Below are 22,632 nucleotides of genomic sequence, written 5' to 3'. Positions count from 1 at the left end.
GTCACCGAAGGGTACGTAGGCAAATCCGCGTACTAGCAGGGGGCTGAGAAGGGGAGCCGTAAGGCGAAGCCACCGAAGCAGCTGCCGAGAAAAGCCGCTATCGAGGTCCGAGGTGCCCGTACTGCAAACCGACACAGGTAGGCGAGGAGAGAATCCACAGGCGAGCGGGAGAACCCTCATTAAGGAACTCGGCAAAATGACTCCGTAACTTCGGGAGAAGGAGTGCCGAAAGGCCGCAGAGAAGAGGCCCAAGCGACTGTTTACCAAAAACACAGGTCTCTGCTAAGTCGGAAGACGAAGTATAGGGGCTGACGCCTGCCCGGTGCTGGAAGGTTAAGGGGAAGGGTAAAAGCTCTGAACCGAAGCCCCAGTGAACGGCGGCCGTAACTATAACGGTCCTAAGGTAGCGAAATTCCTTGTCGGGTAAGTTCCGACCCGCACGAAAGGCGTAACGACTTGGGCGCTGTCTTGATGAGGGGCCCGGTGAAATTGTAGTACTCGTGAAGATGCGAGTTACCCGCGATTGGACAGAAAGACCCCGTGGAGCTTTACTGTAGCCTGTCACTGGATTTTGGTAATTCTTGTACAGGATAGGTGGGAGACGGAGAAGGTAGGGCGCCAGCCTTACTGGAGTCGGCGTTGGGATACCACCCTGGGATTACCGGAATTCTAACCTATAGCCGTGGAGCCGGCGTAGGGACAATGGCAGGTGGGCAGTTTGACTGGGGCGGTCGCCTCCTAAAGGGTAACGGAGGCGTCCAAAGGTTACCTCAGCGCGGACGGGAATCGCGCGAGAGAGTATAAAGGCAGAAGGTAGCCTGACTGCGAGAGAGACATCTCGAGCAGGGACGAAAGTCGGGCTTAGTGATCCGGCGGCAGTGAGTGGGGACGCCGTCGCTCAACGGATAAAAGCTACCCCGGGGATAACAGGCTGATCTCCCCCAAGAGTCCACATCGACGGGGAGGTTTGGCACCTCGATGTCGGCTCATCGCATCCTGGGGCTGAAGTAGGTCCCAAGGGTTGGGCTGTTCGCCCATTAAAGCGGTACGCGAGCTGGGTTCAGAACGTCGTGAGACAGTTCGGTCCCTATCCGTCGCGGGCGGAGGAAACTTGAGAGGCACTGTCCCTAGTACGAGAGGACCGGGATGGACGAACCGATGGTGTACCAGTTGCACCGCCAGGTGCACAGCTGGGTAGCCAAGTTCGGAGTGGATAAACGCTGAAAGCATCTAAGCGTGAAGCCCGCCTCAAGATTAGGTTTCCCACCCGGCACTCAACTATACTTACTGGAGGAAGGCAAGATGTATTATGTGTATGTCCTGACAAATGAAAAAGGAAAGATATATATAGGCTATACGTCTAATATAAAGGAAAGGTATTTAGCGCATCAACGAAAAGAAATAAAGAGTACAAGAGAAGGAAAATGGAGATTAGTATACTATGAAGCATATAGAGATAAAAAAGATGCGTTGATAAGGGAGAAACATTTAAAAAAGTCAGGACAAGGGCGTAGATGGCTAAAAGAGAGGATAAAGAATAGTCTTTCCACTAGTGAGTAGAGTTGAGTGCCGGGGTAAGACACCTCGAAGACCACGAGGTAGATAGGCCGGGGGTGTAAGAGCGGAAACACTTTTAGCTGACCGGTACTAATCAGTCGAGGACTTGACCTTTGGCTTTGTGCAGTTTTGAGGGTCTAGATTTCCGGTGGCGATAGCGGAGGGGAAACACCCGTTCCCATTCCGAACACGGAAGTTAAGCCCTCCAGCGCCGATGGTACTGCTTTCGCGGAAGAGTAGGTCGCTGCCGGAATTAAAAATATTCCTCAGTAGCTCAATGGTGGAGCAACCGGCTGTTAACCGGTAGGCTGTAGGTTCGAGTCCTACCTGAGGAGCCAAATCGTGGCCCCGTGGTCAAGTGGTTAAGACACCGCCCTTTCACGGCGGCAACATGGGTTCGAATCCCGTCGGGGTCACCACATAAATATGGGCCTTTAGCTCAGCTGGCAGAGCGGTCGGCTCATAACCGATTGGTCCGGGGTTCAAATCCCTGAAGGCCCACCATTTAAAAAATTAAATAGTAATGCGGCCCAATAGCTCAGTTGGTTAGAGCGCCAGCCTGTCACGCTGGAGGTCGAGGGTTCAAGTCCCTTTTGGGTCGCCATTATGTTATGCCTCGATAGCTCAGTAGGTAGAGCAAGGGACTGAAAATCCCTGTGTCAGTGGTTCGATTCCACTTCGAGGCACCATAATTTTTTTATGGAGGTTTTAGCTATTGCTGGCGTAGCTCAGTGGCAGAGCAGTTGATTCGTAATCAACAGGTCGTGGGTTCGAATCCCACTGCCAGCTCCAGTAAAATCAAGGCTTCCGGGCAACTTAATATAAAAAATTTAAAGCAGCGGTTGACACTTTGGTTGACACTTTACCGCTGCTTTTTTGTTTTTCTTAAAGTTTCGTTTGCAATAATTTCAGCTGCTTGTTTTTCTTTTTTGTTCAGCATATGCCCATAAATTCTTACAGGTGTTGACTTATCCGCATGTCCTAATCTTCCTGCTACTGTGATAATGTCAATATTGTTTGCTATCATTATACTTGCATTTGTGTGCCTTAGACCATGAATTGTAATAATTGGTAAATTGTTTCGTTTTAGAAATTTTTTAAACCATTTGTCTGGTGTGTCTGGATGCATAGGCAAACCATTCTCTTGGGTAAACAGCCTGTCTGTATCAATCCACTTATCACCTTTCTTTAATCTTTCTTCATTTTGCCATCTTCTGTATTCTTTTAGAAGTGTAAGAATTTCTTTTGACACGGTTATTTTTCTTACAGATGTTTCTGTTTTTGTTGTGCCTGTATATATCCCATTTTCTTTTGTGTAGTTGCTTGCACGTTGAATATAAATAATGCCTTTTACAAAGTCTATATCTTTCCATTCTAATCCTAATAGTTCACTACGCCTTGTACCTGTTTCAAGTGCTAATATGACGAATACTTTATATTTTAGCGGTGCATTATTTAAGGCTTCAAGAAGTTTTAATGTCTGTTCGTCGTCATAAAAGTTTGGTTTAGGTCTTCCGGGTGTTGGGGGGTCTATAACTGCTTTTGCAGGATTTTCTGGTATAAGCTTATCAACTTTATAAGCAGTTTCTAATACTGCATGTAAAAACCGGTGATAATGTGATATTGTATTTTCCGCAAGATTTTCTTCTCTTAAAAGGTCATAAAATTCACTTAAATGGCGTGGCTTTAGCTTTGATAGTCTGATATGTCCTAATGCTTCATTTATTCGCTTCATAAGTTTTTTATAGCCATCGATTGTGGTCGGTGCTAATTTTTTTTCTTTTGTTTCAATCCAGTATTTACAATATTCACCCAATGTTAATTGCTGGTCATTTCGTATATTTCCTTTCATTACTTCTGAATAAAAAAGAGCCAATTGTTTTTCTGCTTCTGCATCGCTGTTGGCTGTAATTGTTTTTGTATATCTTATGCGTTTCCCTGTAATATCGAAACCAGCACTAACAACTAAAAGATATTTATTTTTCCCTTTCTTTTGGATACTTCCGGGCATAGAGATACCTCCTTTAATAAACTCTCACAACTCTTTTTACTTTGCCAACAATGATTAGCTCTTCTGGATTGGTTATTATAATTGGTTCGTAAACAGGATTGATAGAATAAAGCACAATCGAATGATCCTTTTTTATTACCTTCTTTACTATTCCTTCATCGCCATTTATAATGACGACTGCTATATCTCCACTTTCTACATCGCTTTGCTGCCTAACCAATACCAAATCGCCTTCTTTTATTTCTGGATACATTGAATCGCCTTTAACTTGCAAAAAGAAATATTTTGCTTCATCTTTAATAATATCTTGCTCCACATTCTCCACTCCCAGTATTTCTTCATAAGCAAGTATGCCATTTGTCCCAGCCCTCACACTACCTATAATTGGGATTGGAACTGTTTTGCTTTTATCAAATTCTACTAAGCCAGCTTTTGTAAGTATGTCAGAGTTACGTATGTCTGTACGTCCTAAAAGATAATCTATAGACACATTAAAATAATTAGCTATTTTATTCAAAGTTTCTAGGTCGGGTTCTCTTAACCCATTTTCATAAGCGCTGATAGCTTGTTGAGTTAAACCTAATGCTTTTGCTAGTTCATTCTGACTAATACCTTTTTCTGTCCTTAAATCTCTGATTCTATTCATTTAAAACACCTCCATGTGATTATATTTTACAACAACGAGTTGTAATATTCATAACATTATTTCGTTGTATTTTTTTAAAAATTTAGTATTGACAACAACAAAATGTGATATTATAATATAAATAGAAACACAACAAAACGTGATATTAGGAGGTGCAAAAGATGAAAAGAGATTTATTAAGAATGTTACGACGAGGAAGAACTCAAAGGGAAATAGCTGAAGAATTAGGTATATCGCAGCAATATTTAAGTGCTATTGAAACAGGTGTGCGAACTCCTAATGTAAGACTTATGAAGAAATTTGAAGAATATTTCAATACGCCTATGGAAACATTATTTCCAGATGTTTTTATGAGGATAAACACAACAAAACGTGATATTAAAAGGAAGGAGGTAAGTTAATATGAATGAAATTCAAATCTTTAACAGTAAAGATTTTGGCAAATTAAGAGTATTAGCAAAATCATCAGATGAAATTTATTTTAATCTATTTGATGTTGCATGGGCTTTAGGATACACCAGATCAAATGCAATTGGACAGATGTATTTATACAAAAACAGAATTATTAACATCATTGAAAGTCTTGATATTTCTGTTGTGAACACAACGTTCACACAAATAAAAATATCATCAGATTTTGATTTTGAACAATTATATATTACAGAATCAGGCTTATATGATTTGATTTTAGAAAGCAAAGCCAAACATGCTCGCAATTTTAGAAAATGGGTGGTGTCAGAAGTCCTACCTACTATCCGGAGAACAGGTGGGTATGTAGCTAATGAAGATTTATTCATTGAAACGTACTTACCTTACGCAGATGAAGCAACAAAAGCTTTATTTAAATCAGCATTACAGACTATTCGTGAACAAAATGAAAAGATAAAAGTAATGCAGCCTAAGGCTGAATATTTCGATGCATTAGTAGAAAGAAATTTACTAACAAATTTTAGAGACACTGCTAAAGAGTTAGGAATAAAAGAAAGAACTTTTATCAATTGGCTAATAAGAAAGAAGTTTATTTACAGAGACCAAAAAGGTGACTTAAGACCATACGCACCATATAACAAAACTTTATTTGAAATTAAGGAATGGACTAGAAACGAGATAGCGGGTGTACAAACCCTTATAACGCCAAAAGGTAGAGAAACTTTCAGATTGTTATTGCAAAAAGATAATTTAATATAACACAAAAAAGAGGTGACTTTATGAAGAAACTTACTGTCAAACAAGCAATAGAGCAATTCTTTAACAATACTATTTCACAAGAAATGTTGTACAAACTTGTACGTCAGAAGAAGATTCCCTGTGTAAGGATTGGCAAACGCATTTTATTTGATGAAACCACCTTGCAACAATGGTGGCAAGAACAGCAAGAACAATCGGCAAAAGGAATGAGAAAAATAGCAGAATGAGAGGAGGTACAGTCGCATGAACATGAGTTGGACAGGCAATGAAGAGCAAGAAAGGTTGTTCACGATTAAGCTCACACGAAAAGAAAAACTTGCGTTAGAAAGCCTTATTTGGTCTGAAATACAAAGATTAAAAGCAATCAATATAAAGACAGACCAAATAATGGAGGAATGGGACGAAGAAATAAAATTACACGAAAAAATTTTAAAAAAGTTAGAGGAGGTGAATGAGAATGCAAGAACAATATAAAAATATTGAGATAGAAATAACAGACAAAAAATGGGATGAAGCCGCGAATATTTTTGCACCACAGATTTTAATGTTTGTACAAGATAACTTCGATATAGTTGAAGAATCAAGAAAGTTACTAAATGAATTTAACAAAATCGCAGATAAAATGGACGCAAGGAGGGCTCCAATTGCAGTAGCAGCGATGGGGCTGTTAATCCAATTATATGAAGATTTTTTAAAGACAACTAAAAATAAAAAGGGGTGAAATATAAGTGAATATCACATGGGGAGGATACAGCGATAATTATCCAAAGCATTCACAAACTTTCACAAAAATAGATATGCAAATTTTGGTGTTAGAGAAGAAGATAAGAGAGACATACAGAGAAATGAATAGACTTCCCAATAGCCCTATAAGGCTAAAATTATACAACAAAATGGAGCAGTTGAGGAAGAAGCAGGGACAACTAGTTTATTCACATGGTGGATGGCAGAATTTTAGCCATCTGCTAAGAAACGGAAGTATAAAAGATGAATTGGTAGAGGAGGTGTAAACATGTCAATCAGACTTGAGCTTGAACTTACAGAAGAAGAAAAGAAATATTTAGATGAAGCTGTATGGTATCATTTAGCAGGTTTAGCATCACTAGCAGAAGTACGGGAACTTGAAGACTATGAAAAATATGATTTTGCAATATACAAGAGTATCTATAAAAAGTTAGACAATAAATTAGAAGATTGGATAGAGGAGGCATAAACATGGACAAAACATTTCAAGTCGAATTAACAGAAGATGAAATTGTTGAACTGATAGAGGTACTAGAGTATGTAATAGCTGAAGCAGAAAGATTAAAAACAAGTGCTAATTTGTTAACATTAGTAGATATAATAGAAAAAATTGATAAAGCAAGAGAAGAGGTGTAGATATGGATAAAATACTAAAACTTGGTGATAAAGTACGCATAAAAGGATGGTTAGGTTATAGAAAAGATTGGGACAAAGAAGTAGGAGGACTTAAGAAGAGGTATGGGAGAGTACCTACTAATAAAACTGGGGTAATTGTAGGTGTAAGAATATTATGGGAAGGTTACACAACTTTTCAAGAATACCTCATCTTTACCCCCACTAAACCAATTAAGGTTTACTTAGTCGCAGTTAACTTAAAACAAATATTGAGAGTTTTACCTGAAGATATAGAAAAAATAGAGGAGGTGTAAACATGTCAATCAGATTAGCACAATTACTATACAAGTTAGGCTTTTGCGTCACACATGATGGAGATAAAAAGAGAATTAGAATTTACAGAGAAAAGAGGTGGAATAGATGATGCCAATTTCAAAAATTCAAGAAGGGGATATATTCCAAGAAAAATACCCCTTTGAATTGTTGATGTGGCTAGTTTTAGAGGTTAACAAAGGAGAAAAGATGGTGAAAGTACAGGCATATGATTTAAAGTCTAAACCTGTAGGAAAGCCGAAATGGTTATCAAACACAAATAAAATATTCTCCGAAAGCAATCTCATAATGCATGGGGACGGTAATTTTCTATACAAATAAGAGAGAAAGGAGGGACAGTTGTAATGTTTTTGTTATGGGTGGAATGCCCTGTATGTGGAGAAGAGTTGGCATTTGCTGTAGCAGTAAGAGTCAAAAAAGTAGCATTTATAAACAGCGATGTACAAACGAAAAAAGAATTCTTTTTTGAAAAATAAAAAGTGCCTGCAAAAGGCACAAAGAAAAATTACCACTTTGAGTATAGCACATTTTTGTGCTGTACTCAAGAGGAAAATGGAGGGGAGAAAAATGGTATCAGCAAATATATATTTACATAACCTTAATGAATTTAAAGTGTACGTAAATAAATTCGTCGACGAATATTTCCTTACAATTCAAATACCAAATGGTGCAGTAAGTTTTACGTCAAACAATTTAAAAGATATTGAATCCCTGTTAAAAAAGATGTTGGCAGTAGTAAAGCAAGAACAGCTATTGCCAAAGAAGGAGGAGGAGTTAGTATGATACGTATTAGTCAAGCAGGAGCATGTCCCCGTAGGATTCAGTTAGAGGCATGGGGGGTAGAGGGGCTACCCCCTTGGGAAGGCAGTGAGCGAGCATTCGCTGAGGGGAACCTCCACGAATCCTCTATATTAGAATGGGCATCAAAAAATCTGCCGGGTGCACCTTACATAGTTTTTGGAAGACAGCAGGAAGTCAGCATAGTAAAAAATGGAAATGTAGTTCTCGTTGGGCATATAGATGGGTTAGCTATTCCTGTTGAAAATAAAGACGCTGTAATTTTTGGATTAGAAATTTCACCAGCTAAAGAAAATATCATACTTCTTGAAGCTAAAACACTAGCCAACAGAGGTTTTCAAGAACTGAGAGAAAAAGGAGTTAAGGAAGCACATCCACAGTATTATACACAGGTACAGCTTTATCTACACTCTTTAGGACTAAATAAAGCTTATTTAGTAGCGAGGAATAAAGAAACTCCGAAAACAAGACTTTGGGACCACCACTATGAATTAATAGAGTACAACAAAGAATTTGTAGAAGCGGAAATAGAAAGACTTGTGGAATTGAACGATATGATAGAAAAATACATAGAAATACCGCCACCTTTTCACCCCGATACCCACTGGCAATGTAGACGTCCTTGGTGTCCATATACACATATTTGTCATCCTAATTGGAAGAAAGAAGAAGTACAAGCAGTAGAAAGAGAAAATTTATTAGACATTGTAGAAGAATACAACGAAATAAGCGAACAAATTAAGCAGCTTGAAGAAAGGCAGAAAGGATTAAAAGAGCAGCTACTTATGTCAGCTCAAGAAAAACCTATACAAGCTGGAGGATGGCTTATCAAGGTAGAAGAACGTAAGCAAGAGAGAATTGACACAAAGCTTGCACGTCAAGAATTATCGCAAGAACTTTTACAAAAATTATTAAAAATTAGCACTTATAAAGTGCTAAAAATAGAGGAGGCATAGGTATGGAAGGAAAGTGGTTAGTAAAATACGAAACTGATACAGGAGAGGTAAAACTCTCCTACGATATAGTGAAAAAATATCTCGTATCAGGGGATCCATCGAAAGTCACAGACCAAGAAGTAATGATGTTTATTAATCTTTGTAAGTATCAGAAACTCAATCCATTTTTAAGAGAAGCATACTTAATCAAATTCGGTAACGAACCAGCTACTCTTGTAACAGGCAAAGATACATTCACAAAAAGAGCTGCAAAATCAAAACTTTGTGCAGGGTACGAGGCAGGTGTAATTGTACAAAAGAAAAATGGAGAAATGGAATACAGAAAAGGTACACTTGTTGCACCGAATGAAACTTTAGTTGGAGGTTGGGCAAAAGTATACAGAAAGGATTGGAATGTACCTTTAGAAACAAGTGTGAGCCTTCAGGAATACCAACGTAAAACAAAGGACGGAAGAATATTCTCAAACTGGGCGAATATGCCTGCTACCATGATTAGAAAAGTAGCATTGGTACAGGCTTTAAGAGAGGCATTACCTGAGGAATTTCAAGGGCTTTACAGCCCAGAGGAAATGCCTGTAGATGACAGTCACCTTGAAGAAAAACCTATTGAAGTCAATTATACTGTAGAAGAACAACAGGAAGAAGCAAAAGAAGAAAGCGTAGAGAAACAAAAGATAAGCCTTGCGCAGGCAAAAAGAATGTTTGCAATAGCGCAGGGTGACAAAGATATAGTAAGACAAGTGTTAGACAAATACGGCTATGAACACAGCAAAGACGTAGCAAAAGAAGATTATGACAAAATATGTGCAGAAATTGAACAAGCAGTAAAACAAAAAACACAAGAAGAACAACAAGAACCAATTGACACAGATTTTACAGTGATAGAAGAAGACATACCATTGCCATGGGAAGAAAGAGCAGAAGAAAGAGCAGAGGGCTAATACTCTCTCTCTGAAAAAAACTTATAGGAGATGATTTTATGGAAATACTTTTGAGACTTACACAAGAAGAGGTGGAATTTCTCAAAGAACTTGTATTAGCTGAACAATGGCACAATTTAAGAATAAGAAAAGAGGATGAAAAAGAGTATGAAATTACTTCTTCGATTCTGAAAAAATTAGGATATGAGGCGGATTAATTCCGCCTCCATTAAAAAATTTTTGTGCGGAAAAATGTACACATATACCCATTATATTTTATGCATAAGAAAATTATTCTATACCTCATTGGAGGGGATAAGATGTATTCGAAAATAGAAAGTAAATTTTGGCAGGATGAAAAGATAAGAACTTTATCTCCAAATGCAAGATATATTTTTCTATACCTTCTTACATCACCACACCGTAATATGCTTGGTTTATATTTTCTTCCGGACTTATACGCAGCATTTGACGTGGGACTGTCTCCTGAACAGTTCAAGGAAGGGTTTCAGGAACTGTTACGAAAAGGTTTGGTAAACTATGACGAAACTAATCACGTAGTGTTCATTAAAAACTTCCTTAAACACAATCCTTTAGAGAACCCAAATCAAGTTAAAAAGGCTATAAAAAAGCTACAAGAAATTCCCAGAACGCCACTTCTTAAAGATTTATATGAGTACATTAAAAACGAACTAAAACCCCACAAACCGCATTACAACGCACTTTTAGAAGAGTTACGTAAGCTGTTAGGGGAACAGTTCGTCGAACAGTTCAATAAACAGTTCGATGAAGGGTATGGCAAACCAGTAACAGTAACAGAAACAGAAGCAGAAACAGAAACAGTAACAGTAGCAGAAACAGAGAAAGTTAATGAACAGTTTCAACAACAGCTGCAGCAGTTATATGCAATTTTTGAAAATAATATTCATCCTCCAACATCTATTGAAGTACAAAAGATAACCGATTGGCTAGAAGACGTAGAAGCAGATGTAATTGTGCTAGCTATAGAGGAAGCTGTAAAGGCAAATAAGCGTACTTTGAAGTATATCGAAGCAATCTTGCGAAATTGGATAGGACATGGATTAAAAACAAAGGCAGCAGTAGAAGCTTATTTACGAGATTGGGAATGTAAAAAAACAGATCAAAATAAAGAAGAACCCTTTGTAATACCTGAAAGTGTATTAGAAAAGAGAAAGCGGTTAGACGAAGAAGCAAGACAACCTCTTAATATTCCACCAGAGAAAAAAGAAGAGATACTAAAGGTGGTGAAAGGACTTGTACAACAATCCTAATGTAGAAAGGGAAGTATTAATAAGCATTATCTTATATCCAGAAGATTACACGCATTATATTAGATTTTTAGCTGAAGAAGATTTTACACTGTCTTTACATAAAAAAATCTTACGTGCAATTAAAGAAATAATAGACGAAGGTAAAAGTGTAGATATACTGCTTATAGCCGACAAAGTTCCTGAAATAGAAGAATTTATTAATAATGCGCCACCACCTAATTTAGCGAATATTGATGAGTATATTAATGAATTAAAACAAAAAAAAATACAACGGGATTTGAATAAGCTCTCTGATAATATCAAGGCATCATTAAGCAAAGGGGTAAAAAATGAAAAAATTATTGCAGCTATTAATCAATATTTAAAAAGTTTTGATTTAACAACAGATGCAGAATTTTTAAAAAATGTGTTATTAAGAACTCTTAGCGAGATAGAAGAAATACAAAAGAATAAAGAAAAAAGGATTAAGCTTGATATAAGACAGTTAGACGATATGGTAATGCCTGGTGATATGACAGTCATCGGTGCTAGACCGGGTACTGGGAAAACAGCTTTTGCATTAAAAATAGCTGTTGACCTTGCAAAACAAGGTAAAAAAATTTATTTTGTCAGTCGGGAAATGACAAATGAACAAATAACAAAACGATTATTAGCTAAATTTAGCAGAGTTGACAATAAAAAAATAAAGATTGGGGATTTGACGCAAGACGACTGGGACGCTTTAGTAAATGCAGCTATAACTTTATCAAAACTAAATATTTTATTAGATTGCAAAACTGCTTATATAGAAGACCTTTATCTTAAACTAGCAGCCACAAAAGATATAGATTGCTTGATAATTGATTATTTACAATTAATGCAGACAAGAGAAAGGGCAGAAAATAGGAATTTAGAAATAGGTAAAATGACAAGAATACTAAAGATGATGAATATAGATTTAAAAATTCCAATATTTGTATTATCACAATTAAATAGGGAAGGTGAAAGAGAACCCACATTAAAGAATTTAAGAGAAAGTGGAAATATTGAACAAGATTTTAATAACGTAATATTCCTTCACACACAAGAAGAAGAATTAGAAAAAGATATTAGAAAAATAAAATTAATTATTGCCAAGCATAGAGATGGCAACGTAGGGAAATATGACATTTTATTTGAACCTCGTTATATGGAATTTTATGAAATAGATAAAAGGTGATAATGATGGATATTCCAAAAAGAGAACAAGAATATCAGGAGTTGTTTAAACTGCTTAATGCTATAGAGAAACTGCCAAAGGAACAACAAAAATTTTATCAAACTATATTTAAAAAGAAATTTGATGTGCTTTACAGAGAATTTGATATATGGCTCACAAAAGTAAATGCGGAGTTAGATAAAAAAATTGAAGAGCAGCTCAAAAGAAAGGAGAATGTGTAGTGATTTACTTTAACTTTGATGAATTAGAGATAAGAAAAGAAGAAAGCAGGCAATTACGACAGCTTGTGTACAAGCTTGCAGAGGAAAATACAAAGCTTATGGGAGAAAACAAGCGACTTAAAGAAGAGAACGAGCGGTTAAGGAGAATTATAAGAATTTTTGCAGGGGAAGAAAAAACAATACTTAAGCAATAAAAAGGAGGAGAAAAATGACAGCGGAAGAGTACATGGAAAGATTATATAAAGCTTTATTGATTTATTTTGGTAGTGCAGGTAGTCCATTACCTATGCGTACTGGTGGAGAGGTAGAAACACAAAATATTTATGCAGGTAGGGAAGGTTGTTTACGTCTCGCAAGAGAATTTGGTGTTGGCTTAAAAGATTATGCGAAAGAAGAAAGAGAAAGAGTTATGAAGGAGAGTTATAGTTTTTTGTGTGTAAGATTGTATAATTTACGTCCGCCTGTAGATGCGAAAGAGTGGGCTAAAGAAATAATAAAAGCATGGGAGGAGAGAAAGCATGAAAGTATTTGAGAAGATGATATTAGAAGTGTTGTTAAATAAGATAGGGAATAAAGAGCAGTACAAAGAAGAACTTATAGATGACATTATGGCAGGTACAATAAGAATTACTTTCCCAGATGGCACAGTAGAAGAACAAGTACCATGTCCACTTTTCTGGGAACACGTAAAGCCGTGTATAGGAAGAGATAGAGTTATTGATGAAGTATGCGCTGAATTTGGAGGATGTGATAAAAATGACATTAAAAGGTGCTGGAAAAGATATTTTGATTTAGAGGTGAACGGTAATGTACGATTATGATGGGCTTATAAGAGAAACACTGAAGATGAAGTTATACAAAAAAATATGTAAAAAATGTGGGAAAGTATTTCTTACTGACGTAAGAAATCAAAGATTGTGTAAGTTTTGCAGAATAGAAAACAGAGAAGAGACAAATAGAAAGTATGAACTTAAGAGAAGAGAAAAGGTGGTGAAATAGAGGTGCGTGAAATAAAATTTCGTGCTTGGCACAAAGAAAGAAAAGAAATGTATTATCAAGACAAACCAATTCAAGCGGATTTTATCTTTATGGGAAATACCCTTGCAGTAGATTGTAAACAGATAAAAGAATTTATACCCTATGAAAAAGTTGTGCTGATGCAATACACAGGGCTAAAAGATAAAAATAACAAAGAAATTTATGAGGGAGATATAGTAAGATATTTTGACGGAATGACAGGAGGAATATATTTTGACGAAGAATTTGCAGCGTTTAGAATCGAGTGGCTAAAGTGTGACAAATATTCTAACATAGAAGAAATCATTGCAAAAAATTGTGAAGTTGTTGGTAATATTTTTCAAAATCCAGAATTATTAGAGGAGGAGTAATGCGATGAATAAAAATTCATGGTCTGGAAGAGTATTTGATAAAGAATCAGCTAAAAAGGAAGGGATTAACAATGAAAAATTTGTAGAGTCAATACAAATAAATACCGAAGTGAGATGTCCAGTTTGTGGTTCAAAGTTGGTACATGAGAGCGGGTGTGTGACCTGTTACAGTTGTGGTTGGAGTGCATGTGAATAAAAAAGGAGGGGAAAAAAGGATGGAAAGAATTAGAGCCCTAAAATACAAATATAGAATTTCTGAACTACAAAAATTATCAACAGCGGTCAAAAGGCGCAGGAGAAAAGAAAATATGTGGATAACAAAAATTATAGAACTAACGGACAAGTTAAAGAAATTAGAAAAAGCAAACTTAAGAGAAGAAGCAGAATTAAGACAGGTTTTATATATAACAGGGGTTGTATGGGAATGTTCAAATTGTCATAGAACATTTGTATTATACAACCCTAAGTCTGAAGGATATAATTACTGCCCTGTTTGTGGCGCAAAATTTAAAGAATATGTTTATCTGGAAGATGATTAAAAAAAGGAGGGTAAAAAAGGATGTTGATTGAAAAACTTATGGTAACTGAACAGCTTTATGACTTACTTCATAACGAAATAAACGAGGCAAGGCAACAAGAAAACCATGCAGAAACAATTATATCAACAAACTACTGGCGTGGTTATCGTGAAGGATTAGAAAGGGCATTATCAATAATGTTGAAGATGTTAAAAAGAGAGGGGAAAATGGATGGAACAAATTAATGGTGATGCAAGAATATTTGATGATGAAACTGCAAAAAAACTTAGATTACAAGGAAAAGAATGTGTGGGGAATATACAAATTCCTGCACGATTGAAGAGAATATTACTTACAATACCTGGCAAGCCATTTGGAAAACAAAGACCACGAGTCACAAAGAGAGGAGTCACGTACACACCAGCCGAAACAGTAAATTATGAAGCATTTGTAAAACTGCTATATATGCATGAATATAGAAATATCAAACTAGAAGGACCTCTAAGAATGATTATAAGAGCTTTTTATAAAATTCCTAAGGGTACAAATAAAAAAGATAAAGAACTGATGTTACAAAACATTCTAAGACCAACTAAAAAGCCAGACATGGACAATGTAGTAAAAATTATAGCAGATGCATTAAATGGACTGGCATACGACGATGATAAGCAAATTGTTGAAATGTATATAAGCAAGTTTTATTCAGAGGATGAATTTGTTGAAGTTGTGATAGAAAGCTGTAACGAAAAAGTTTGAACGAAGGGGGGTAAGAATGTTGAATTTACTACCTGTTATAAAAGAGATAAAGAAAAAGATAGAAGAGCTTGAAGAAGAAAAGAATGAACGAATCAAGGAAATTAATCAGCAGTACGAAGAAAGAATACAAAGATACAGTAATGCTCTGTTGGTTATACAAGAATTAAATGAGGCATGCGAATATTGTGAAGGGACAGGAAAAATTTTACCGAAAGATAGTGAATTAGAACCTTATTATACATCACAGTTCGTTAACTGTCCAGTTTGCTTGGGCACAGGAAGAAAAATACCAGATTAAGAAGAAAAAATTATATCAAAAGGAGATGAAAAAATGACAAAATTAGAGTATTTAAGACGGCAAAAAGGATTGACGCAAAGGGAATTTGCAGAAAAACTCCATATTTCACAAAGTATTATTTCTCAAATTGAAAGGGGCTTTAGGAAACCCTATCCCAAATTCATGGAATTAGTCTCTAAAGTCCTGGAAGTTCCACAATCTGAACTTTTTACGGAAAATGGGGAATGCAAATTTGTAGAAATGGAGTTAGAGGGAGAGATTATAAAAGCAACTGATATGTTAGTAAGATTAATTAAGGGAGAGGATAAAATGAAAACAACAGTAACATTTGCGGTTACTTTTAAAAATTTGGCGGAAATAATAGACAGTTTAAAGAAAGACAGCATAATGCGATTAGATATTGGTGATGTAAAAAAGTTGACAGTGAATGATTTAATAAGCTATTTACAAAGCTATGCCGATGAAGTGACGTATTTCAACGTGGATATTGATAAATCAGTATTGCCTTACATTTTAGAAGCAATAGGAAGGGATGAGGAGGATGATACTTTTTAAGCTGGCTACTGCACAAACTGGATATAAACCTGCTTATAAAAAACGAAAAGACAATGCTATTTTAAAAATTTCAAAATTTGAAGATGGCAGTATAGAATTTGCTTTATTATCGCTAGACGGTCAAATAGAATTAGGGCATGTCACAATTGAAGATGCAAAGCATGCATTGGGTCCTTTCTTGTTTAATTAATGCAAAAGGAGGTGTAATATGATGGAAAAAATCCAGTTTATAGCATCCTTACCACCAATTCAAAGTGCAATCAAAATAGGTGGCAATGGTGCAAGCAGAATACAATTAGATGTACCGTCAATAGAAATAGCAAATGTTGTTAAATTAGTAATGGCAGCAGGCAAAACTGTAAAAGTAACAATAGAAATAGAAGATTAATAAAAAGGTCGTAGTAAAAATAAAGCAGATACGGCACGTAGGCGAGTAGGAAAAAAAGTAAATTAATTTCAAAAAAAATTTCAAAAAACATGTCGCTTTTAGCTAAAAAATAGACACTAATATATATGGAAGGGCATATAGAAAGGGGAGGCAAAGAGGAGAGGCACAATACAAAATTATTAGCAGCAAAATTATATGGCTGCTAATAAATACCCTTCAGGCGGTCATATTTGGCTTAGAATCGATTTTTAACAGGTAAGTAATATTCTTATGTCTTACGAAAGTCAAAACGAAATAAATCCTTTTCATAAAAGCTAAAAAAATAAAGGCGGTGATGTGTACAATGGAATGTGAAGTAAAAAATAATTGCAAAACTTACTTAGAAGGTAAAAATCAATGTTGGATATGTGAAAATTACAGCTTATACAATCCTGTAAATCCCAAGATATTATCCAGAAGACAAATTCAACAGAGGGAAGAAAGAAAAGCTAAAAAGAAGGAACTAAAAAACAGCGAAGCAAGTAAGCGAGGGAAAAGGGCAAAAAGAAAAGGCTGGGAAGGTGAAACAGAAGTAGTAAAGCTATTAGAAAAATATAATATAAAAGCTGAGAGAGTACCTCTGTCAGGAATGTTAAAAAGTGAAAAGTATTCATGCGATGTATTATTAGAAAACGGCAAAAGAATAGAAGTGAAAAGACGAAAAAGTGGTTTAAAAACAATTCAGAATTGGCTTGATGAAGATCCAAATTCAAATTATGTCTTTTTTAGAGAAGATGGGAATAAAAGCAACTGGATTGTGATTATGCCAATTGAGGAATTTATCGAATTAACTCAAAAAGCTGAGGGGATAATGAAATAAACTTGGCCATATAAACATGGGAAAAATTTTTAAAAGGGGGATAAATAATGGCAAAATTTTGTTCCGAAGATTGTAAAGCATTATGTGATTTTTGCAAATATTATCGGGATTTTAAGATGGACATGGGGTTAAATAGTGCTGAATTAGAAAACAAAGGTTATTGTATTAAAAGGGAGATGGTGGTGGAAAGGGACGAGTCATGCAGTGATTTTATATGTTTCAATTTAGAATTTCAAAAAAGAAAAATTGTGATTAATACATGTTTTGGTGGTTTTGAATTGTCAGATTTAGGTTTTAAAAGATTGTTAGAATTACAAAACAAAGAATTTTATATGTACAATTATGTTTTTGATACACACGAACGTGATTTTAAATATATAAAAATTAATGAGGTTGGAAAATTACCAGTAGTATTTAGTAAGAAAGACTTTGGAAATAGCACTGATGATATTCCTGCAGATGACATATGGTATGAATACGAAGAAATATCATCACTATCAAGGGATGGTTCTATATTGGTTCAGGTAGTAGAAGAATTAAAAGACAAAGCAAGCGGTAAATTTTCAAGCTTAGAGATTGTAGAAATACCTGCTGATATAGATTGGGAAATAGAAAGTGACCGTGGTAAAGAATGGGTGGTAGAAAAACATAAAAAATGGGGGAAGGATTTATGACAATGCAGGAAGTTTATGAAACTATTATCGAAGACCTAAATAAAATATATCTAAAGAAAAATCACGATGCAGAAAGAAAATACATTAGTGAAAAAAGAAGGTGATAAGAATGTTTATGACTTTTGTAATAGTGTTGTATGGTACTGTATGCGTATTTGTAGGGTTTATGCTATGTGCGGTATTCACAAGTGGTAAAATAGCAGATTTAGAAACTCAATTAATGATGATAAAAAACAAGGGGGAATATAAATGAGTAATGATGTAATAAAATATTGCAGTCGTGCAATTGTGAGATACTTAAACGGCAATTATAAATTGTTTGAAGTTTATGTTAGACGGGCAGTGAAATTATATGAAGAAGAAAAGAAAAATGAAAGGTTACATGTACCTATAGCTGAACTAGCCAGAATAAAACGCTGGTAGAAAGGGTTGATATAATGGGATTGATAGATGAAAAGTTTAGCGAAGAAAAAGTAGAAATAGAAAAAGTTTTACATAACTATTGGAGTTATAAAAATAATCCAAATAAAGAGAAAAAAGAATTGATAGAGATGATAGATGAAGCGATTGAAGATATGAGAGAATATGATAGAGAGCATGGGACTCAATATTGTAAAGTGATTGAAAAAAGATTTTTTGAAGAATTGGGATGGCAACATGTATGTATGGAACTGAATATAGAAAAAAGCACCGTATACAACCTAGAAGAACAAATTTTAAATTATATTTTGACATTTCTATTAAAACATGGATGGCGTGTAGATAAAAAGGCAGAGGCTATTTAGCTCTGCTATTTTTTTAATAATAAGTGTCAGAATGTTCCTAAAATCAAGAATATAGTCTTGGAACAAATTAAGGTGTTTTTGTGGTATATGTACTAATAGAAGGAAAATTTGATAACTAAAGAAAGGTGAGACTTTTGAAAAATCTATATTTTAAACAAATTGAGCAAATATCACCTTTAACTGTTGAAGAAGAAATGGAATTAGCAAAAAAAATAAAAAACGGAGACTTAAAAGCTAAAGAAAAGCTTATTAAAGCAAATTTAAAGCTTGTAACAGATATAGCACAAAGGTATAAAAATTGTGGTTTAGATTTCATGGATTTAATACAAGAAGGCAATATTGGACTCATAAAAGCAATAGAAAAGTTTGATTATGATAAAGGATATAAGTTTGCTACATATGCTCAATGGTGGATAAATAAAGCGATAATTAAAGCTATACAGGATAAATCGCAAAATATTAGATTACCAAATTACATAATGGATTATATTGCAAAAATAAATAAATTAGAAAGTCAGTTTGAAAATAATTTAACCATGGAAGAATTATTAAAAGAACTTAATGTTACAATTCAAATGTTAAATGAAATAATGAGCCAAAGAAAAAATGTTTTATCATTAGATGTATATATTGACGATGAAGGAAATACAACATTAGGGGATACCATTGGAAGCAACGAAAATATTGAAGAAGATGTTACAAACAATATTGAACGCCAAGAAATACGTAAAGCTTTAGAGATTCTGTCTCCTTTAGAACGTACGGTCATAAAGATGAGATATGGGATTGACTATAAAGAGCCTTATTCATTAAAAGAAATAGGGAAAAGAATTGGTTACTCTTATAGTCGTGTACGTGATATTGAAATGCAGGCATTAACTAAACTTAGACAATATTTTATAATTAAAGGAGATGAGAGATTTGTACGCGGAATTAACAGAGGATGAAATAAAAAAAAAGATAAAAAAAGCAGACAAGTTTTTAAAAGAAAAGTCACGACTGATGACATCATGGCCGCCACCCGCGCCATCACCCCTATAGCCGTGGGCATGGCGGACAAAATTGAAGCTCTACGTGCATGGGCGGAAAAAGCAGCACGTAAGGCAAATGGAATCACACCCGTGCATTTTCTATGAGTCCATCTTTTAAGAGTAAAACAACAGGGCAATGATCACTTCCTAATATTTCTGAATGAATTTCTGCATCAATTAAATAATCTTTTAACCTTTCTGAAACAATGAAATAGTCAATTCTCCATCCTATATTTTTTTCTCTTGCGTTATACATATAGGACCACCATGTATAGGTATCTTTTTTATCTGGATAAAAATATCTAAAAGCATCAATGAATCCAGAGTTTAATAGAATTGTAATTTTTTCTCTCTCTTCATCTGTAAAACCGGCATTTCTTCTATTAGCAGATGGATTTTTTATATCTATTTCTTTATGGGCTACATTTAAATCTCCGCATAAAATTATAGGTTTTACGGAATCTAATTTTAGCAAATAATTTCGAAAGTCTTCTTCCCATTCCATTCTGTAAGAAAGTCTTGTCAATCCTCTTTGAGAATTAGGAGTATAGGTATTTACTAAGTAAAATTTTTCATATTCCAACGTTATAACTCTTCCTTCGTTGTCATGTTGAGGAATGCCTATTCCGTAGTTAACGGATAAAGGTTTATATTTTGTGAATACAGCAGTTCCTGAATAAGCCTTCTTTTCAGCAAAGTTCCAAAAAGCGGAATAACCTTCTACATTAAGTTCTTCAAGGTCTGTCTGATGGAGCTGTAATTTGGTTTCTTGTATACAAAAAATATCAGCATTTACTTTTTTGAAATAATCCATAAACCCTTTTTGCAAGCAGGCCCGTAAGCCATTTACATTCCATGAAACAAATTTCATATTTTTTCCTCCAATATTTTTGAGTTGCTATGTATTAAAAACTATGTGATTACTATCTTCATTATATAAAAAATAAATCAAATTCCAAAATTGTTTACATATTTTTACACAAAAATAACTGCATAAAAGCCCTTTACAAATAGAATTCTATATGATAAAATAAGCTACGTGGTTTTTGTTAAAGCTTCAGAGCAAAACTTTTTATTGTTTTAAAAATGTGGAGGGATACCCAAGTGGCCAAAGGGGGCAGACTGTAAATCTGTTGGCTGTCGCCTTCGATGGTTCAAATCCATCTCCCTCCACCATATGACCCATTAGCTCAGGAGGTAGAGCACCTGCCTTTTAAGCAGGGTGTCCCGCGTTCGAGTCGCGGATGGGTCACCAGTTGTAAAAGACAGTTATCAGTGATAACTGTTTTTTGTTTTTTTACAGCAAAAGTTTATGGTATAATAATATAAAATGTCGAAAAGGTCGGTTTTATAATTTTGAAGGGAGTTTTTGACATGAAAATGAGAAAATTGACTCCTGAAGAGGAGAAGCTTTTAGAGAATTTTGTGACAGATGTATACGGACCTGTCTATTTTATACATTCATTGCCGGAGTTTATCATTCCACCTATAAATTCGAAGGTCAGTAGAAGAGATACCAGCTGGAGGCTTAATATACTTGAGTCTTTGACAGATGGAGATTTAAACATAACTGACTACATACCCAAACATAACATACCTTTAGAAAAAGCAATACAAAAGGCGAAAGAATTTCACGAAAAGTGGGTTGAAAGATTTGGACATTCTTCTATTGCTGAGCAGCATTTAATGCACTTGTGCGTGGAAGATGTCTCAAGGCTTTTGTCAGGGGATATTGAACTTATGAACAGGCGGCCTGCCTTTATAGAGTGGAGCCAAAGGTATCAAAAGCCTACAAGAGATAAAGTAGTGATACCAAAAGAATTAGAAGGAAAGCCTGATTTGAAAGAAAAGTTTTTAAAAGTCTGGAACAACTCCTATGATGCCTATGAAAAACTTGTAGAAGTTTTGACAGGATATTTAGCCAGGGCGGAAGAGAAAAAAGAGGGGGAAAGTGAAGAAAGATTTTACAATAGGATTAGTAAAATTGCCTTTGAAGATGCGAGATATGCACTTCTTTTAGCTACCAAGACAAGTTTTGCAGTAGCTTTAAATGCCTTAGATTTACAGGATATAGTGAGAAAACTTTTCGCGCATCCTACTAAAGAGGCAAAGTTATTAGCCGAAAGAATAGTAGAACAAGGGGAAAAAATTGCACCTAGCATGTTACGACATACAACTCCTACTGTTTATCAATTAAAAGTTCACGATAGATTAAAGAATTTAGCAAGTGTTGTAAAGGAAGATGAGCTTTCAGATTCAGATGAGGATGTCATTTTAATAGACTATACAGGGAAAGATAGTAAATATTCTCCGGTAGATATTGTAATTATGCATATTTTGTTTACATATTCAGGTAAAAGTTTTGAAGCGGTGAGAAAAACAGTGAAGGAGATGGACGAAGAGGGGAAAAGTACAATCTTACAGCAGGCAGTTGAAGATATAGGGGAATTTGACCATTTAATAGAGGCATTTAAATCGGTCAGATTTAAATTTCAATTAAAGATAAGTGAAGCTAATTGGCATCAGCTTTTAAGGCATAGAACTATTGTCTTTGATTGCGGTGAACCGACAGTTGAAAATGGTTTTGTTATTCCTCCAAATATCGAAAAAGCGAAGGCTTCCGAAATTTTAATAAAAGCGATAAAGGCTTCAGAGGAATTGTTTATAGAATTAAAAGAAAAATTGCCTGAAGTAAGTCCTTACGTGGTAACAAATGCACACAAACGCTTGGTTCTTATGAATGCGGATTTATGGGCTTTTGATCATTTTGCAAATTTGAGATGCACTAATGAAGCTCAGTGGGATATCAGGAATGTTTCTTTTAAGATGCTTGATTTGATTAAGGAAGTAGCGCCCCAGTTAGCAACCTTTATGGCAAGGCGAAAAAAAGCTTAAAAGATG

General features: G+C 35.2%; 41 protein-coding genes, 8 tRNA genes and 2 rRNA genes (1 of these 51 cut by a window edge). 48 read left to right on the top strand and 3 right to left on the bottom strand.

Annotation, left to right across the window (positions count from 1 at the left end; translation table 11 throughout):
* From THYS13_RS07595 to THYS13_RS07560, 8 genes are all read left to right on the top strand, one after another.
* A 23S ribosomal RNA gene (locus tag THYS13_RS07595) occupies positions 1-1,671 on the top strand (it extends 1,509 nt beyond the left edge of the window).
* A 30-nt stretch (positions 1,672-1,701) separates the two neighbouring features.
* Positions 1,702-1,810, top strand: a 5S ribosomal RNA gene (rrf, locus tag THYS13_RS07590).
* 10 nt (positions 1,811-1,820) lie between these two features.
* Positions 1,821-1,895 (top strand) — tRNA-Asn (locus THYS13_RS07585).
* A 6-nt stretch (positions 1,896-1,901) separates the two neighbouring features.
* A tRNA-Glu gene (locus THYS13_RS07580) sits at positions 1,902-1,976 on the top strand.
* A 9-nt stretch (positions 1,977-1,985) separates the two neighbouring features.
* Positions 1,986-2,061: transfer RNA gene (locus tag THYS13_RS07575), tRNA-Ile, on the top strand.
* A 23-nt stretch (positions 2,062-2,084) separates the two neighbouring features.
* Positions 2,085-2,161, top strand: a tRNA-Asp gene (locus THYS13_RS07570).
* Between the two features lie 9 nt (positions 2,162-2,170).
* A tRNA-Phe gene (locus THYS13_RS07565) sits at positions 2,171-2,246 on the top strand.
* 28 nt (positions 2,247-2,274) lie between these two features.
* Positions 2,275-2,349 (top strand) — tRNA-Thr (locus THYS13_RS07560).
* Positions 2,350-2,419: 70 nt separating this feature from the next.
* Here THYS13_RS07560 and THYS13_RS07555 read toward each other — a convergent pair.
* Entirely contained in the window at positions 2,420-3,568 is a 1,149-nt protein-coding gene (locus THYS13_RS07555; RefSeq protein WP_042833859.1) for a site-specific integrase, read from the bottom strand.
* 13 nt (positions 3,569-3,581) lie between these two features.
* Positions 3,582-4,214 (bottom strand): LexA family transcriptional regulator, encoded by a 633-nt coding sequence (locus THYS13_RS07550; protein WP_042833858.1) that lies wholly within the window; start codon positions 4,212-4,214, stop codon positions 3,582-3,584.
* 161 nt (positions 4,215-4,375) lie between these two features.
* Between THYS13_RS07550 and THYS13_RS07545 the strand changes: the two genes are divergently transcribed.
* The 37 genes from THYS13_RS07545 (at position 4,376) to THYS13_RS07390 (ending at position 19,647) form a co-directional block, all read left to right on the top strand.
* The gene (locus THYS13_RS07545) at positions 4,376-4,615 is read left to right on the top strand and encodes a helix-turn-helix transcriptional regulator (RefSeq protein ID WP_052210496.1); all 240 of its coding nucleotides are present in this window, start codon (positions 4,376-4,378) and stop codon (positions 4,613-4,615) included.
* Between the two features lies 1 nt (position 4,616).
* Positions 4,617-5,402: a phage antirepressor KilAC domain-containing protein gene (locus THYS13_RS07540; protein WP_042833857.1), complete on the top strand. Its 786-nt coding sequence runs from the start codon at positions 4,617-4,619 to the stop codon at positions 5,400-5,402.
* 20 nt (positions 5,403-5,422) lie between these two features.
* Entirely contained in the window at positions 5,423-5,629 is a 207-nt protein-coding gene (locus THYS13_RS07535) for a helix-turn-helix domain-containing protein (protein WP_042833856.1), read from the top strand.
* Between the two features lie 16 nt (positions 5,630-5,645).
* Positions 5,646-5,876 (top strand): hypothetical protein, encoded by a 231-nt coding sequence (locus THYS13_RS07530; protein WP_042833855.1) that lies wholly within the window; start codon positions 5,646-5,648, stop codon positions 5,874-5,876.
* The gene (locus THYS13_RS07525) at positions 5,860-6,123 is read left to right on the top strand and encodes a hypothetical protein (protein WP_042833854.1); all 264 of its coding nucleotides are present in this window, start codon (positions 5,860-5,862) and stop codon (positions 6,121-6,123) included. Before THYS13_RS07530 ends, THYS13_RS07525 begins: the two co-directional genes overlap by 17 nt.
* A 7-nt stretch (positions 6,124-6,130) precedes the next feature.
* The gene (locus THYS13_RS07520; protein WP_042833853.1) at positions 6,131-6,412 is read left to right on the top strand and encodes a hypothetical protein; all 282 of its coding nucleotides are present in this window, start codon (positions 6,131-6,133) and stop codon (positions 6,410-6,412) included.
* Between the two features lie 2 nt (positions 6,413-6,414).
* Positions 6,415-6,615, top strand: coding sequence for a hypothetical protein (locus tag THYS13_RS07515; protein WP_042833852.1), 201 nt, complete (start codon positions 6,415-6,417; stop codon positions 6,613-6,615).
* A 2-nt stretch (positions 6,616-6,617) separates the two neighbouring features.
* Positions 6,618-6,782 (top strand): hypothetical protein, encoded by a 165-nt coding sequence (locus THYS13_RS14305; protein ID WP_161485934.1) that lies wholly within the window; start codon positions 6,618-6,620, stop codon positions 6,780-6,782.
* 2 nt (positions 6,783-6,784) lie between these two features.
* Positions 6,785-7,075, top strand: coding sequence for a hypothetical protein (locus THYS13_RS07510; protein ID WP_042833851.1), 291 nt, complete (start codon positions 6,785-6,787; stop codon positions 7,073-7,075).
* Positions 7,076-7,184: 109 nt separating this feature from the next.
* The gene (locus THYS13_RS07505) at positions 7,185-7,415 is read left to right on the top strand and encodes a hypothetical protein (protein WP_042833850.1); all 231 of its coding nucleotides are present in this window, start codon (positions 7,185-7,187) and stop codon (positions 7,413-7,415) included.
* A 23-nt stretch (positions 7,416-7,438) separates the two neighbouring features.
* Entirely contained in the window at positions 7,439-7,570 is a 132-nt protein-coding gene (locus THYS13_RS14800) for a hypothetical protein (protein WP_255356297.1), read from the top strand.
* 91 nt (positions 7,571-7,661) lie between these two features.
* The gene (locus THYS13_RS07500; protein WP_042833849.1) at positions 7,662-7,877 is read left to right on the top strand and encodes a hypothetical protein; all 216 of its coding nucleotides are present in this window, start codon (positions 7,662-7,664) and stop codon (positions 7,875-7,877) included.
* The gene (locus THYS13_RS07495; RefSeq protein WP_042833848.1) at positions 7,874-8,848 is read left to right on the top strand and encodes a hypothetical protein; all 975 of its coding nucleotides are present in this window, start codon (positions 7,874-7,876) and stop codon (positions 8,846-8,848) included. The genes THYS13_RS07500 and THYS13_RS07495 overlap by 4 nt, the downstream gene beginning before the upstream one ends.
* Positions 8,849-8,850: 2 nt before the next feature.
* Positions 8,851-9,789: a phage recombination protein Bet gene (gene bet / locus THYS13_RS07490; RefSeq protein ID WP_042833847.1), complete on the top strand. Its 939-nt coding sequence runs from the start codon at positions 8,851-8,853 to the stop codon at positions 9,787-9,789.
* 38 nt (positions 9,790-9,827) lie between these two features.
* Positions 9,828-9,986, top strand: coding sequence for a hypothetical protein (locus tag THYS13_RS14300; RefSeq protein WP_161485933.1), 159 nt, complete (start codon positions 9,828-9,830; stop codon positions 9,984-9,986).
* Between the two features lie 102 nt (positions 9,987-10,088).
* Entirely contained in the window at positions 10,089-11,060 is a 972-nt protein-coding gene (locus THYS13_RS07485) for a DnaD domain-containing protein (protein WP_042833846.1), read from the top strand.
* Entirely contained in the window at positions 11,044-12,258 is a 1,215-nt protein-coding gene (locus THYS13_RS07480) for a DnaB-like helicase C-terminal domain-containing protein (protein WP_042833845.1), read from the top strand. Before THYS13_RS07485 ends, THYS13_RS07480 begins: the two co-directional genes overlap by 17 nt.
* Before the next feature lie 5 nt (positions 12,259-12,263).
* Complete coding sequence (locus tag THYS13_RS07475) at positions 12,264-12,479, top strand: hypothetical protein (RefSeq protein ID WP_042833844.1); 216 nt, start codon at positions 12,264-12,266, stop codon at positions 12,477-12,479.
* The gene (locus THYS13_RS07470; RefSeq protein ID WP_042833843.1) at positions 12,479-12,673 is read left to right on the top strand and encodes a hypothetical protein; all 195 of its coding nucleotides are present in this window, start codon (positions 12,479-12,481) and stop codon (positions 12,671-12,673) included. Before THYS13_RS07475 ends, THYS13_RS07470 begins: the two co-directional genes overlap by 1 nt.
* A gap of 14 nt (positions 12,674-12,687) precedes the next feature.
* A complete protein-coding gene (locus tag THYS13_RS07465) occupies positions 12,688-13,011 on the top strand; it encodes a hypothetical protein (protein WP_042833842.1) in 324 nt (107 codons plus the stop codon).
* Entirely contained in the window at positions 12,998-13,300 is a 303-nt protein-coding gene (locus THYS13_RS07460; protein WP_042833841.1) for a hypothetical protein, read from the top strand. The genes THYS13_RS07465 and THYS13_RS07460 overlap by 14 nt, the downstream gene beginning before the upstream one ends.
* A complete protein-coding gene (locus tag THYS13_RS07455; RefSeq protein WP_042833840.1) occupies positions 13,287-13,478 on the top strand; it encodes a hypothetical protein in 192 nt (63 codons plus the stop codon). Before THYS13_RS07460 ends, THYS13_RS07455 begins: the two co-directional genes overlap by 14 nt.
* A 2-nt stretch (positions 13,479-13,480) precedes the next feature.
* Complete coding sequence (locus THYS13_RS07450; protein WP_042833839.1) at positions 13,481-13,867, top strand: YopX family protein; 387 nt, start codon at positions 13,481-13,483, stop codon at positions 13,865-13,867.
* A 4-nt stretch (positions 13,868-13,871) separates the two neighbouring features.
* Positions 13,872-14,063: a hypothetical protein gene (locus THYS13_RS07445; protein ID WP_042833838.1), complete on the top strand. Its 192-nt coding sequence runs from the start codon at positions 13,872-13,874 to the stop codon at positions 14,061-14,063.
* A 19-nt stretch (positions 14,064-14,082) separates the two neighbouring features.
* Positions 14,083-14,406 (top strand): hypothetical protein, encoded by a 324-nt coding sequence (locus tag THYS13_RS07440; protein ID WP_153039603.1) that lies wholly within the window; start codon positions 14,083-14,085, stop codon positions 14,404-14,406.
* 20 nt (positions 14,407-14,426) lie between these two features.
* Complete coding sequence (locus THYS13_RS07435; protein ID WP_042833835.1) at positions 14,427-14,630, top strand: hypothetical protein; 204 nt, start codon at positions 14,427-14,429, stop codon at positions 14,628-14,630.
* Positions 14,617-15,141, top strand: coding sequence for a RusA family crossover junction endodeoxyribonuclease (locus THYS13_RS07430; RefSeq protein WP_153039602.1), 525 nt, complete (start codon positions 14,617-14,619; stop codon positions 15,139-15,141). The genes THYS13_RS07435 and THYS13_RS07430 overlap by 14 nt, the downstream gene beginning before the upstream one ends.
* Before the next feature lie 16 nt (positions 15,142-15,157).
* Positions 15,158-15,439 carry a zinc finger-like domain-containing protein gene (locus tag THYS13_RS07425; protein ID WP_042833834.1) on the top strand — a complete coding sequence of 94 codons (282 nt, stop codon included), beginning with the start codon at positions 15,158-15,160 and terminating at the stop codon, positions 15,437-15,439.
* Between the two features lie 33 nt (positions 15,440-15,472).
* Positions 15,473-15,994 carry a helix-turn-helix domain-containing protein gene (locus THYS13_RS07420; protein ID WP_052210495.1) on the top strand — a complete coding sequence of 174 codons (522 nt, stop codon included), beginning with the start codon at positions 15,473-15,475 and terminating at the stop codon, positions 15,992-15,994.
* Complete coding sequence (locus tag THYS13_RS07415; protein WP_042833833.1) at positions 15,981-16,184, top strand: hypothetical protein; 204 nt, start codon at positions 15,981-15,983, stop codon at positions 16,182-16,184. The genes THYS13_RS07420 and THYS13_RS07415 overlap by 14 nt, the downstream gene beginning before the upstream one ends.
* A gap of 18 nt (positions 16,185-16,202) precedes the next feature.
* Positions 16,203-16,382: a hypothetical protein gene (locus tag THYS13_RS07410; protein ID WP_042833832.1), complete on the top strand. Its 180-nt coding sequence runs from the start codon at positions 16,203-16,205 to the stop codon at positions 16,380-16,382.
* A 343-nt stretch (positions 16,383-16,725) separates the two neighbouring features.
* Complete coding sequence (locus THYS13_RS07405; RefSeq protein WP_201035663.1) at positions 16,726-17,241, top strand: hypothetical protein; 516 nt, start codon at positions 16,726-16,728, stop codon at positions 17,239-17,241.
* Between the two features lie 47 nt (positions 17,242-17,288).
* Complete coding sequence (locus tag THYS13_RS07400; RefSeq protein ID WP_042833831.1) at positions 17,289-17,915, top strand: hypothetical protein; 627 nt, start codon at positions 17,289-17,291, stop codon at positions 17,913-17,915.
* Between the two features lie 109 nt (positions 17,916-18,024).
* The gene (locus tag THYS13_RS14295; RefSeq protein ID WP_161485932.1) at positions 18,025-18,168 is read left to right on the top strand and encodes a hypothetical protein; all 144 of its coding nucleotides are present in this window, start codon (positions 18,025-18,027) and stop codon (positions 18,166-18,168) included.
* Complete coding sequence (locus THYS13_RS14290) at positions 18,165-18,338, top strand: hypothetical protein (RefSeq protein WP_161485931.1); 174 nt, start codon at positions 18,165-18,167, stop codon at positions 18,336-18,338. Before THYS13_RS14295 ends, THYS13_RS14290 begins: the two co-directional genes overlap by 4 nt.
* A gap of 14 nt (positions 18,339-18,352) precedes the next feature.
* On the top strand, positions 18,353-18,700 hold the full coding sequence (locus THYS13_RS07395; RefSeq protein ID WP_042833830.1) for a hypothetical protein: 348 nt from the start codon (positions 18,353-18,355) through the stop codon (positions 18,698-18,700).
* Between the two features lie 134 nt (positions 18,701-18,834).
* Entirely contained in the window at positions 18,835-19,647 is an 813-nt protein-coding gene (locus tag THYS13_RS07390) for an RNA polymerase sigma factor RpoD/SigA (RefSeq protein ID WP_052210494.1), read from the top strand.
* A 166-nt stretch (positions 19,648-19,813) separates the two neighbouring features.
* Here the strand turns inward: THYS13_RS07390 and THYS13_RS07385 are convergent, their stop codons facing one another.
* Complete coding sequence (locus THYS13_RS07385) at positions 19,814-20,602, bottom strand: exodeoxyribonuclease III (RefSeq protein ID WP_042833829.1); 789 nt, start codon at positions 20,600-20,602, stop codon at positions 19,814-19,816.
* A 219-nt stretch (positions 20,603-20,821) separates the two neighbouring features.
* On the opposite strand from THYS13_RS07385, the gene THYS13_RS07380 reads away from it, so the two are divergent.
* The 3 genes from THYS13_RS07380 (at position 20,822) to THYS13_RS07370 (ending at position 22,626) form a co-directional block, all read left to right on the top strand.
* Positions 20,822-20,907 (top strand) — tRNA-Tyr (locus THYS13_RS07380).
* A 3-nt stretch (positions 20,908-20,910) separates the two neighbouring features.
* Positions 20,911-20,986, top strand: a tRNA-Lys gene (locus THYS13_RS07375).
* Between the two features lie 119 nt (positions 20,987-21,105).
* Entirely contained in the window at positions 21,106-22,626 is a 1,521-nt protein-coding gene (locus tag THYS13_RS07370) for an FAD-dependent thymidylate synthase (protein WP_042833828.1), read from the top strand.
* Positions 22,627-22,632 lie beyond the last annotated feature (6 nt).

It is taken from the genome of Thermoanaerobacter sp. YS13 (genome assembly GCF_000806225.2).
In the GTDB taxonomy this organism is placed as follows: Bacteria; Bacillota; Thermoanaerobacteria; order Thermoanaerobacterales; family Thermoanaerobacteraceae; genus Thermoanaerobacter; species Thermoanaerobacter uzonensis.
Note: the sequence above shows the minus strand (reverse complement) of the source record. Positions and strands in the feature narration are given on the sequence as shown.

Coding starts and splice junctions, on each gene's coding strand:
- THYS13_RS14305 (WP_161485934.1), top strand. CDS start 6,618: ATGGACAAAACATTTCAAGTCGAATTAACAGAAGATGAAATTGTTGAA.
- THYS13_RS07435 (WP_042833835.1), top strand. CDS start 14,427: ATGTTGATTGAAAAACTTATGGTAACTGAACAGCTTTATGACTTACTT.
- THYS13_RS07420 (WP_052210495.1), top strand. CDS start 15,473: ATGACAAAATTAGAGTATTTAAGACGGCAAAAAGGATTGACGCAAAGG.
- THYS13_RS07430 (WP_153039602.1), top strand. CDS start 14,617: ATGGAACAAATTAATGGTGATGCAAGAATATTTGATGATGAAACTGCA.
- THYS13_RS07455 (WP_042833840.1), top strand. CDS start 13,287: ATGTACGATTATGATGGGCTTATAAGAGAAACACTGAAGATGAAGTTA.
- THYS13_RS07500 (WP_042833849.1), top strand. CDS start 7,662: ATGGTATCAGCAAATATATATTTACATAACCTTAATGAATTTAAAGTG.
- THYS13_RS07550 (WP_042833858.1), bottom strand. CDS start 4,214: ATGAATAGAATCAGAGATTTAAGGACAGAAAAAGGTATTAGTCAGAAT.
- THYS13_RS07535 (WP_042833856.1), top strand. CDS start 5,423: ATGAAGAAACTTACTGTCAAACAAGCAATAGAGCAATTCTTTAACAAT.
- THYS13_RS07370 (WP_042833828.1), top strand. CDS start 21,106: ATGAAAATGAGAAAATTGACTCCTGAAGAGGAGAAGCTTTTAGAGAAT.
- THYS13_RS07505 (WP_042833850.1), top strand. CDS start 7,185: ATGCCAATTTCAAAAATTCAAGAAGGGGATATATTCCAAGAAAAATAC.
- THYS13_RS07445 (WP_042833838.1), top strand. CDS start 13,872: ATGAATAAAAATTCATGGTCTGGAAGAGTATTTGATAAAGAATCAGCT.
- THYS13_RS07515 (WP_042833852.1), top strand. CDS start 6,415: ATGTCAATCAGACTTGAGCTTGAACTTACAGAAGAAGAAAAGAAATAT.
- THYS13_RS14800 (WP_255356297.1), top strand. CDS start 7,439: ATGTTTTTGTTATGGGTGGAATGCCCTGTATGTGGAGAAGAGTTGGCA.
- THYS13_RS07540 (WP_042833857.1), top strand. CDS start 4,617: ATGAATGAAATTCAAATCTTTAACAGTAAAGATTTTGGCAAATTAAGA.
- THYS13_RS07405 (WP_201035663.1), top strand. CDS start 16,726: ATGGAATGTGAAGTAAAAAATAATTGCAAAACTTACTTAGAAGGTAAA.
- THYS13_RS07415 (WP_042833833.1), top strand. CDS start 15,981: ATGATACTTTTTAAGCTGGCTACTGCACAAACTGGATATAAACCTGCT.
- THYS13_RS07485 (WP_042833846.1), top strand. CDS start 10,089: ATGTATTCGAAAATAGAAAGTAAATTTTGGCAGGATGAAAAGATAAGA.
- THYS13_RS14290 (WP_161485931.1), top strand. CDS start 18,165: ATGAGTAATGATGTAATAAAATATTGCAGTCGTGCAATTGTGAGATAC.
- THYS13_RS07525 (WP_042833854.1), top strand. CDS start 5,860: ATGCAAGAACAATATAAAAATATTGAGATAGAAATAACAGACAAAAAA.
- THYS13_RS07545 (WP_052210496.1), top strand. CDS start 4,376: ATGAAAAGAGATTTATTAAGAATGTTACGACGAGGAAGAACTCAAAGG.
- THYS13_RS07510 (WP_042833851.1), top strand. CDS start 6,785: ATGGATAAAATACTAAAACTTGGTGATAAAGTACGCATAAAAGGATGG.
- THYS13_RS07440 (WP_153039603.1), top strand. CDS start 14,083: ATGGAAAGAATTAGAGCCCTAAAATACAAATATAGAATTTCTGAACTA.
- THYS13_RS07385 (WP_042833829.1), bottom strand. CDS start 20,602: ATGAAATTTGTTTCATGGAATGTAAATGGCTTACGGGCCTGCTTGCAA.
- THYS13_RS07410 (WP_042833832.1), top strand. CDS start 16,203: ATGATGGAAAAAATCCAGTTTATAGCATCCTTACCACCAATTCAAAGT.
- THYS13_RS07530 (WP_042833855.1), top strand. CDS start 5,646: ATGAACATGAGTTGGACAGGCAATGAAGAGCAAGAAAGGTTGTTCACG.
- THYS13_RS07400 (WP_042833831.1), top strand. CDS start 17,289: ATGGCAAAATTTTGTTCCGAAGATTGTAAAGCATTATGTGATTTTTGC.
- THYS13_RS07555 (WP_042833859.1), bottom strand. CDS start 3,568: ATGCCCGGAAGTATCCAAAAGAAAGGGAAAAATAAATATCTTTTAGTT.
- THYS13_RS07395 (WP_042833830.1), top strand. CDS start 18,353: ATGGGATTGATAGATGAAAAGTTTAGCGAAGAAAAAGTAGAAATAGAA.
- THYS13_RS07425 (WP_042833834.1), top strand. CDS start 15,158: ATGTTGAATTTACTACCTGTTATAAAAGAGATAAAGAAAAAGATAGAA.
- THYS13_RS07465 (WP_042833842.1), top strand. CDS start 12,688: ATGACAGCGGAAGAGTACATGGAAAGATTATATAAAGCTTTATTGATT.
- THYS13_RS07475 (WP_042833844.1), top strand. CDS start 12,264: ATGGATATTCCAAAAAGAGAACAAGAATATCAGGAGTTGTTTAAACTG.
- bet (WP_042833847.1), top strand. CDS start 8,851: ATGGAAGGAAAGTGGTTAGTAAAATACGAAACTGATACAGGAGAGGTA.
- THYS13_RS14295 (WP_161485932.1), top strand. CDS start 18,025: ATGTTTATGACTTTTGTAATAGTGTTGTATGGTACTGTATGCGTATTT.
- THYS13_RS14300 (WP_161485933.1), top strand. CDS start 9,828: ATGGAAATACTTTTGAGACTTACACAAGAAGAGGTGGAATTTCTCAAA.
- THYS13_RS07460 (WP_042833841.1), top strand. CDS start 12,998: ATGAAAGTATTTGAGAAGATGATATTAGAAGTGTTGTTAAATAAGATA.
- THYS13_RS07495 (WP_042833848.1), top strand. CDS start 7,874: ATGATACGTATTAGTCAAGCAGGAGCATGTCCCCGTAGGATTCAGTTA.